Genomic DNA, 9,166 nt, shown 5'->3' with positions numbered 1-9,166 from the left:
TGAGTTTATTCAGTGTGCCAAAGAGGATTTTGACGGAATGCGAAAGATGGATATTATTATTTAGTATCCTTCTTATCTCACTATCAATGAGTTTCGCATTAAATTCATAGTCTGTGAGCGGAATGTCACAAGAGCAACTTGCTTTTTTTCTATCGATAGATATTGTAATCATATTGGAACAGTTGGATCGTTTAGAGAGTCACGAACGATTCAAAGTGACGATGAAGTTTGAAAGTAGAAAAATGCCTTGTAAATAGTATAATGTATGAAAATATTGAAAGAACAATATGTTCTTAATGCGATATATAACAGGAGGATATATGGGATGGCTAAAATAGAGTTAAGTGAGAATCAGAAAAAACTTGATACAGACCTTTGGATTATTATGATTGTTTCATTCGCAAGCTTGATGATATTTATGGTATTTCAAGAAGAAGTTTACGGAATCGTAAAAAATGAAGAATTGCCTATCTTATCTCGTGTTTTGTTGGCAGCATTCTTTCAGTATGGAGTTGCAGGACTTGGAATTACCGTTGTTTCCGTTTTAAGAAAAGAAAGCTTTTTGTCCTATGGGTTAAAGACGGAAGGGATGTTTTTGTCTATTCTGTTTGCAGTATTGTGCTTTGTACCAAATATACTATTTTCGTATACTTTTGGGGAGATCAATAGCTATTTACCTTTTCAGAGAGTTTTGACGACAAAAGAAGTTCTTGCCGGTGATTTTCCTATCAATGTAATCGGTATGTTCATTACAGCAACTGCATGGGGTTTCTTTGAGGGATTTAATTATGTGGTAATAAGCGAAAAGATAAACAGACGCTACCCCGCAAAGTTTAAATGGCTCAATTGGGGTGCGATTCTTTGCGCAATTATGTGTATTTTCGTTCATGGAGCTATCGGAGTTACATTTGAAGGAATCCTTGAAATGATTACTATCTTGATTATTATCTATGGAATGCTTATGGTAAAAGAAATAACAGGCAATGCATGGGGATGTGTATTCGTGTTTGTATTCTTATGGAATGCTTTTTAAAAAACAAAAAATGAAACATAGTGAATGTTTGGTAACTATCGTAATGGAAAGGAAAGCTTTTTCAAGTATTTTATAACATTAGAATGTGCACTCTGTTATAAAATACAGCAAAATTTATTTGAACAAAAAACTCCCACAACCACACTTCTATGAACCAATGTTGCATAAGAATATGTGAGTTATGGGAGTTTTTATTGTATGTTATGTTCTTGCATTGTATTTTATCATCATACAAGAAGGGTTTTACTTTTTGTCCGATTCGGTAAACAGACCTTTTTTAATACGCAACAATAACGTTTCGATACGTTTGTCATTGATTTTGATCGCTTTGAGCTCCACATTACCGATTTGAATCCCGAGAGGATCACCTTCTTGCGAAGGTAATTTTCCAAGACCCTCCAGCAAAAGACCGCCCATCGTTTCATTGACATCGGTCGGCAAGTCCAAATTCAATTCTTCATTGACATCCTGTATTGCTGTAAAACCGTCTATTTTATAGGTAGTATCGCTGATTGGGATGATTTCTTCAATTTCGTCTTCTTCTTCATCATCTTCATCTGAAATATCTCCTACAATTTGTTCTAAGATATCTTCCAGTGTGAGTATCCCTGAAAACCCACCATACTCATCAATTACAATCGCAAAAGGCTGTCTGTCGCGTTGCATTTCCAACAAGATTTCATCAAGTGCCTTGTATTCATGTACGATATACGATTCTCTGAGCAAGCCTCTGATATTTATCAGTTCCAAGTTCCCCTTACGAACTTGTGCAAAAAGATCCTTGATGTGCAAAATTCCGATGACATTATCAATATCTTTTTCATAGATTGGAATTCTGGAATATCGTTCCTCAATAATTTGATCCAAAATGACACCGATGTCTTCGTTGACATCCAGAACAAATGCTGCCGCTCTTGGTGTCATCACATCTTTGGCCTTTGTTTCATTTAATCTAAGCACCTTGTAAATCATATCTTTTTCCAAAGGAGTAACATTGAATTGCTCATTCTCCAAAATTTGTGGAAGTAGCTGGTCTTTTTCGACATCATCTGAATTTCGAGCAATGCGCTCCTTAATTCCAAGTTGATTGTTTGCTACAATACCCAAAGGCGGTTTTAAAAAATTTTGCAATAAACTCCCGACTCCGTCATCCATACTGTTTTGCCTCCTATATCATCTCATCAATGTATTATCTTTGATTATTATATCATGTATTTGATAATAATCAATATGAAGGGCATTCCATTTCTTTTTCACAAAAAGTTGTTTTGTTTCAAACATCAGAGGATAGTTTGATGATTGCGAATCGTTTTGATAGCAAAAGATTCGATTTGATGAAAGACAACATGAATACTGAAGAAATAAATGGGAAGTAATACGAAAGTGAATGAAATTTTTGTAAATTTGAATGGGAAACAATCATCTATTTGACCGTGTTTCTATATGAGAAATCGGAATAGAGAAATAGAGTGGTCAAACTATGAACAGTGCCTTAATATGATGATAGATGTCAAGTGAAATAGATAATACAATAAACAATGAACAGAGAGTATCTTTTTTGGCAACTTTTCATCTGCTAAAGAATAATATGACAATAGATGTCAAGTTATTGTGATAGAATGAAGATAGGAGATGTTAATACTATGAAAGACAATAGATTATTCAGGATATTATACTATATTTTAGAAAAAGGAAAAGTTACGGCAAGTGAGCTTGCTGATAAATTTGAGGTGTCGGTCAGAACAATTTATCGCGATATCGATTCTCTCAGCAGTTCCGGTATTCCCATCTATGCGTTGAAGGGAAAGGGTGGGGGAATAGAGATTGCAGAAGATTTTGTATTGAGCAAATCGCTGCTTTCCAATCAGGAGAAACAACAGATTATGTCCGCTCTGCATGGATTAGACAGTATAGCAAAACAACATGAGAATGAACTCTTGATAAAACTGTCAGCACTGTTCAACATAAAAAATACGAATTGGATAGAAGTTGATTTTAATAATTGGCAAAACAACAAGTTATATGAAAAAAACTTTTATGATATTAAATCTGCAATTTTAAGTAAACATATGATTTCGTTCTCATACTTCAGCAGTAACGAAGAAGAAACAAGGAGACGAGTGAAACCGGTGAGAATACTTTTTAAGGGTCAGGACTGGTATCTATATGCGTTGTGTTTGTTCAGAAATGATTTTAGATATTTTAAATTGTCTCGTATAAAAAATTTGGAGATACAAGATGAGATGTTTGAAGACAGTTTTGACAATTTGTTGCTGAACAAAGAAATGCCATATCAAAATACAGTCATTCTCAAAGTCAAGTTTGACCGTAAAGTTGCCTTTCGTGTGTATGATGAGTTAAAGGGAGAAATCACAGAGGACGATGATGGGAATTTATATACGGAAATAGAGATACCGAACGACTACAACCTATATAACTATATTTTTTCTTTTGGAGATGGTGCAGAAGTATTGGAACCGAAAGAGATACGAATGCAGATTAAAGAAATGATAAATAAAATGGCAAAAAAATATATAATATGACAGATGGTGTCATGTTTCTTCTTGTAAAATGAACTTATCTAATGTAAGGAGGATTGAATCATGAAGTATGAATGGAGAAAACAAGAAAAAAGTATTTATGGTGTAAAACAAACACCGATTGTGATAGACATACCACCGGGAAGATTTATTTTGATAAGAGGGACAGGTAATCCCAATGAAACTGATTTTTCGGATAGAATATCTGCACTGTATTCACTTGCCTATGCCATTAAAATGTTGTTTAAATCTACTGTGAAAAGTAAATCTGATAATGAGATTACAGATTTTACTGTGTATCCGTTGGAGGGACTTTGGAAAAAGCCAGAAGGACAAGAGTTTGATAAAAATAAACTGAAATACACATTGATGATTAAGCAACCTGATTTTATTATACAAGAACTATTTGCAGAGGCACTTGAAAATGTGAAAAAGAAAAAGCCCAATGATTTATATGAGGAGATAGATTTTCAAAAAATAGAAGATGGCAAATCCATTCAAATGTTACATGTCGGAAGTTATGATGATGAGCCTCAGTCATTTGAGAGGATGGATCAGTTTGCAAGCGAATGTAAGCTCACAAGAACAGACGATTTCCACAGAGAAATATATTTGAGCAATAAAAATAGAACATCCGAAGAGAAACAAAAAACGATATTGAGATACTCGGTAAAATAGGAGGAATTGATGATGCCAAGACCAAAGACAAAAAATGATTTGATGACTACAGCAAAGGAGAACTATGAAAAGTTAAATTTACTGATTTCAAAGATGAGTCAGGAAGAATTAAGTACACCGTTCGATTTTTCAAAGGATGAGAAGAAAAAAGAAGCCCATTGGAAAAGGGACAAGAATCTAAGAGATGTTTTCATTCATCTTTATGAATGGCATCAGCTTATTTTAAATTGGGTACATTCCAATCAACAAGGAGAAGAAAAAACGTTTTTGCCTAAACCGTACAACTGGAAAACTTATGGTGATATGAATGTTGAATTTTGGAAAAAACATCAGAATACTTCTCTTGAAGATGCTACGGATATACTTCATAAATCCCATAATGAAGTCTTGGAGTTGGCCGAAACATTCAGTAATGAAGAATTGTTTTCCAAAGGTGTATATAAGTGGACGGGAGGCAGTACACTCGGTTCGTATTTTGTAAGTGCAACTTCAAGTCATTATGAGTGGGCGATGAAAAAGCTAAAAGCTCATCAGAAAAATGTAAGGGATGTAATGAAACAAATGAAAATCACCAATGAATAAGAGCAGAGACTGATACATCATTTCATCGCAGTAAGATACAATGGATGGTATGAGGGAGTAAAAAGAGTGAATACTTCCTCCTTTCATGCTTAATACAAATCTGTTGCAGTGCAGAAAAGACATTGTTTTTGTAATGTTTTTGGAAAAAAGATTGACGAAAAAAATTTTTTCCACTATACTGGGGATAATTTCATACAGAGCGAAGAAAAAGAGAAAAGCAAGTGTTCCTTTGCAGAGAGTCAGTGTTTGGTGTGAATTGACAGGGAATTTGTAATATACACTTTGGAGCTTGTATTTGAACGAGAGTAGGGTACACGGCAGCTACCGTTATGAGCAAAATGAAGTGATGTCGATTCGGCATAATCAGGGTGGTACCGCGGACAATTCGCCCCTGTTGTAAAAACAGGTGTGGATTGCTTTTTTTATGGAAAAATTTTGGTGTTTGCCGTTTGAGTAAATGAGTTTTCGTATCTTAGAATCGTTTGAAAAGAGAATGTTTGAAAAAAGTTGGGAGGAATTAAGATGAAAAATGTGTATGATGTACTGTTGGAGCGTGGATTTATTGCACAGGCAACACATGAAGAAGAAATCAGAGAGTTGCTTGGCAAAGAGAAAGTTACTTTTTATACAGGATATGACCCAACCGCCGACAGTTTGCATGTGGGACATTTCTTGCAAGCGATGGCAATGAGACATCTTCAGTTGGCGGGGCATAGACCGATTATTTTGATTGGTGGAGGAACTGCAATGATTGGCGATCCATCCGGTCGTTCGGATATGCGTTCCATGATGACGGAAGAAACCATCCGTCACAACAGTGAATGTTTTAAGAAACAACTTTCTAAATTTATTGATTTTACAGATGATAAGGCAATTATGGTAAACAATGCCGATTGGTTGATGAAGTTGGAGTATATTCCTTTTATCCGTGATATCGGAGTGCATTTTTCTGTCAATCGAATGTTGTCGGCAGATTGTTTCAAAACTCGTATGCAAAGTGAGGCAGGCTTATCGTTCTTAGAATTTAACTATATGTTGATGCAGGCATACGATTTCTACAAATTGAATGAGTTGTATGACTGCAAGTTGGAGTTCGGAGGAGATGACCAATGGTCCAACATCATTGCAGGAACGGATTTGATTCGTCGCAAAACAGCAAAATCTACTTACGGAATGACATTTCAACTGTTGACTCGCTCTGACGGAGTGAAAATGGGCAAAACGATGTCCGGAGCAGTGTGGCTTGATCCGGAAAAAACTTCGCCATACGATTTCTATCAATATTGGAGAAATATTGAAGATGCATCTGTTGAAAAATGTTTGGCTTTGCTTACTTTCTTACCGATGGAAGAGGTTCGCCGTTTGGGAGCGTTGCAAGATGCAGAGATCAATAAGGCAAAAGAAGTATTGGCATTTGAAGTAACCAAAATCGTGCATAGTGAAGAGGAAGCAATCAAGGCACAAGAAGCTGCAAGACAGTTGTTCGGTAAGGGTGGAACAAGTGTGGATGCTCCGACAACAGAATTGACGAAAGAAGAGTTGGAACAAGGAATTGGAATTTTGGACTTGTTGAAACAAGTTGGATTGTCACCATCCAACAGTGAAGGCCGTCGTTTGATAATGCAAGGTTCTGTTGCAGTAAATGATGAAATGATCAAAGAACCGAAAACAGTAATTGATGATTCGTTCTTACAAGACGGAGTAATTATGCTTCGAAAAGGAAAGAAAAAATTCCATCAAATTAAAATGAAATAGTAAGACAGTTCGATATAGCAATATCATAACCACCTAAAGTTATATTTTTTGATACACTTTAGGTGGTTATGATATATACCAAAAAGAGCAAGTTGCTTTCATGGACTTGAGATAGATTTTTCGAAAATATTATGATATTTTTCTTGCAATATGCAAGTTAGTGTGATATTATATTCAAGTAATCAATGCAGGTGTGGCGAAACGGCAGACGCACTGGACTCAAAATCCAGCGGTGGCAACACCGTGTGGGTTCAAATCCCACCACCTGCACCATACATATTCTGTGAAGAAAGATTCATTGTAAAATGGGTGCTTTCTATTTTTTTGTTTTTTATAAGGAAAATTTGGGTGATAAGACATAAAGAGTTGATAGAAACCACTGTATCAACAGGTATGTTTTTTTGCATGACCAAATCTATTGCCATTTACTAATAGATTACTACAAACAGGAACCATAAGGAGCAATTACCTATGGTTCTTGTTTTCTTCGCCCAAAAGACCTTCCCTATAATGTTTTCTGCAGAGACCGACATAAGATTCATTTCCACCGAGTTGTACCTGCTCTCCATCTCTTAGCACTTTGCCGTTTGAAATTCTTGCGTTGAATTTTGCTTTACATCCGCACCAACAGACGGTGGGGATTTCTTCAATGACATCGGAAAGCTCAATGAGTCTTCTACTACCCTCAAATAATTCTCCCTTAAAATCTGTTTTCAGACCGTAACAAATAACAGGGATGTTATATTCATCTACAATGTATGCAAAAGTTTCAACTTGCTTTGCTTTCATAAACTGTGCTTCATCAATGATAATACAACTGCAGTGATGTAATATCGTCTTATCATCTTCTACGTCTTTTAAGAAGTCTTCAATAAAGATACATTCTGATTCAATTCCAATTCTGGATTTAACTGTCTTTTCTCCATCTCTATTGTCAAGTTTCGGTTTCAGTAAAATCACATTTTTCTCTTTTTCTAAATAATTATATCGTACCATAAGAGCATTAGCGGTTTTGCTGGAGCCCATTACACCGAATCTAAAATATAATTTTCCCATTTCAAAATCTCCTTTTACCATCTCTATTAAAAATATGAGTTTTCTCTTCTCTTTGTGAAAACGAGAAACCATATTGTTTATCAGCAATCTACTTATGAAGTTTGTATTTGTTAGCTAACATATTATCATTTTTTTTGGAGATAAGGGGGATTTTTGTTGAATTTTTTCTGAATGGTACCTTACTTGATAGAAGATAAAAAATGTTTTGCAGAAAAAATAATATATTTATAGATTATTTTATGCTACAATTTATAAGTTATACAATATTTTATATTGTTGTTGGAATACACATTATAACCACGATATAAAAGAAGTCGGTTGATAACAACTGATGAGTATGTTATTGAGGGGAACAATGCATTTTGTGAGAATTTTAGATAAGATGATGCTTTGCTCGTGGGGTAGCAAAGTTTGAAATAAAAAAGATTTTGAAATCATCACCATTTGTATAAAAAGTATTTAAGTGAGAAGAAAGAGGGAAAGTAAGTGAGTTTTTTTGAAGTATTGGTAGAGGTATTGAAGTTATTTATTATTGTGATATTCGGATATATCATCGGTAAAAAAGGATTGATTACAAAGGACGGTCAAAAGCAAATCAGCTCGATATTGTTGTATATTGCGATGCCTTGTGCCATTATCCGAGGGATGCAAATTCCTTTTTCTGTGGATCGTTTTTCTGTGGGAGTATCCATTATTCTGATTATGGCAGTGACCTATTTTTTGACAGTCTGTCTTTCTTTTGTGTTAATTCGTTTCCTTCCGTGTGAGGGAAAAGAAAAAGATGTGTTTCAGGCATCTATGATTTTGCCGAATGTAGGATATATGGGCTTTGCGATGATCGGACAACTTTTGGGAGAGGACAAGGTGTTTTTTGCAACTCTTGCAAGTTTATCATTTGAGTTTATGGCATGGAGTGTGGGAATGTATCTTGTTGCCAGAAACGGCGATATTGATATGAAACATCATGTGGTTAAAAAAAGTATTGTGAATCCGGGAGTGTTATCTGTTCTGACAGGATTTGCACTGTTTCTATTACAAATTTCCATTCCGGACCCTTTAAAGGGAGCGGTCAATTCTACAGGAGCGATGATGTCACCTTTGGCGATGATTATTATCGGGATTTCTCTATCCAGAGCGAAAATCAGCGGGTTTATTTTTAATTACAAAATTTATGTGGTCAGCCTTTGTAAGTTGGTATTTCTTCCATTGGCAATGTTTGTACTGTATTCTTTAGTCGGATTGAAAGATATTCAAATTATGGTTCCTATTATTTTGATTGCGATGCCGACAGCAAGCTATGTGACGATTTTTGCAACGAATGTGGGAAGTGATGATGTGTTGGCGTCAGAAGTCGCATCGGTATGTACTGTTCTGTCTATGATTACAATTCCTTTCGTTGTTGGATTTTTGAAGATTGGCGCTTAGTTTTCAGAGAGGGAATCATGATCGGCAACATGACAAAATGAGGAACATTCGTTGGTTTGTTCCGTTCTATATTCAGAAATCGAATGCCTTGAAAAAT

The 9,166-nt window shown here is 35.3% G+C and carries 9 protein-coding genes, 1 tRNA gene and 1 other annotated feature; of the genes, 8 read left to right on the top strand and 2 right to left on the bottom strand.

Annotated elements, in window-relative coordinates; translation table 11 throughout:
- The first annotated feature begins 122 nt into the window (after window positions 1–122).
- Both ACO5GE_RS00905 and ACO5GE_RS00900 read left to right on the top strand, forming a co-directional pair.
- A complete protein-coding gene (locus tag ACO5GE_RS00905; RefSeq protein ID WP_484829036.1) occupies window positions 123–257 on the top strand; it encodes a hypothetical protein in 135 nt (44 codons plus the stop codon).
- Window positions 258–325: 68 nt separating this feature from the next.
- On the top strand, window positions 326–1,033 hold the full coding sequence (locus ACO5GE_RS00900; protein ID WP_484829035.1) for a hypothetical protein: 708 nt from the start codon (window positions 326–328) through the stop codon (window positions 1,031–1,033).
- Window positions 1,034–1,276: 243 nt separating this feature from the next.
- Here the strand turns inward: ACO5GE_RS00900 and ACO5GE_RS00895 are convergent, their stop codons facing one another.
- Window positions 1,277–2,188 carry a transporter associated domain-containing protein gene (locus ACO5GE_RS00895; protein ID WP_484829034.1) on the bottom strand — a complete coding sequence of 304 codons (912 nt, stop codon included), beginning with the start codon at window positions 2,186–2,188 and terminating at the stop codon, window positions 1,277–1,279.
- A 488-nt stretch (window positions 2,189–2,676) separates the two neighbouring features.
- On the opposite strand from ACO5GE_RS00895, the gene ACO5GE_RS00890 reads away from it, so the two are divergent.
- The 5 genes from ACO5GE_RS00890 to ACO5GE_RS00870 all read left to right on the top strand — a co-directional run bounded on the left by ACO5GE_RS00890 (window position 2,677) and on the right by ACO5GE_RS00870 (window position 6,861).
- Entirely contained in the window at window positions 2,677–3,576 is a 900-nt protein-coding gene (locus ACO5GE_RS00890; protein WP_484829033.1) for a helix-turn-helix transcriptional regulator, read from the top strand.
- 60 nt (window positions 3,577–3,636) lie between these two features.
- Window positions 3,637–4,251 carry a GyrI-like domain-containing protein gene (locus ACO5GE_RS00885; protein WP_484829032.1) on the top strand — a complete coding sequence of 205 codons (615 nt, stop codon included), beginning with the start codon at window positions 3,637–3,639 and terminating at the stop codon, window positions 4,249–4,251.
- A 12-nt stretch (window positions 4,252–4,263) separates the two neighbouring features.
- Entirely contained in the window at window positions 4,264–4,833 is a 570-nt protein-coding gene (locus ACO5GE_RS00880; protein ID WP_484829041.1) for a ClbS/DfsB family four-helix bundle protein, read from the top strand.
- A 193-nt stretch (window positions 4,834–5,026) separates the two neighbouring features.
- Window positions 5,027–5,229, top strand: a binding site (T-box leader).
- Between the two features lie 126 nt (window positions 5,230–5,355).
- Window positions 5,356–6,588 carry a tyrosine--tRNA ligase gene (gene tyrS / locus ACO5GE_RS00875; protein WP_484829031.1) on the top strand — a complete coding sequence of 411 codons (1,233 nt, stop codon included), beginning with the start codon at window positions 5,356–5,358 and terminating at the stop codon, window positions 6,586–6,588.
- Window positions 6,589–6,775: 187 nt separating this feature from the next.
- A tRNA-Leu gene (locus ACO5GE_RS00870) sits at window positions 6,776–6,861 on the top strand.
- Between the two features lie 192 nt (window positions 6,862–7,053).
- Here the strand turns inward: ACO5GE_RS00870 and ACO5GE_RS00865 are convergent.
- A complete protein-coding gene (locus ACO5GE_RS00865; RefSeq protein ID WP_484829030.1) occupies window positions 7,054–7,644 on the bottom strand; it encodes a thymidine kinase in 591 nt (196 codons plus the stop codon).
- Between the two features lie 486 nt (window positions 7,645–8,130).
- On the opposite strand from ACO5GE_RS00865, the gene ACO5GE_RS00860 reads away from it, so the two are divergent.
- On the top strand, window positions 8,131–9,069 hold the full coding sequence (locus tag ACO5GE_RS00860) for an AEC family transporter (RefSeq protein ID WP_484829029.1): 939 nt from the start codon (window positions 8,131–8,133) through the stop codon (window positions 9,067–9,069).
- The last annotated feature ends 97 nt before the right edge of the window (window positions 9,070–9,166 follow it).

The sequence above is a fragment of the Filifactor sp. genome (assembly GCF_057248345.1).
The sequence above is the reverse complement of the archived record's forward strand: the minus strand, read 5'-3'. Positions and strand labels throughout refer to the sequence as shown.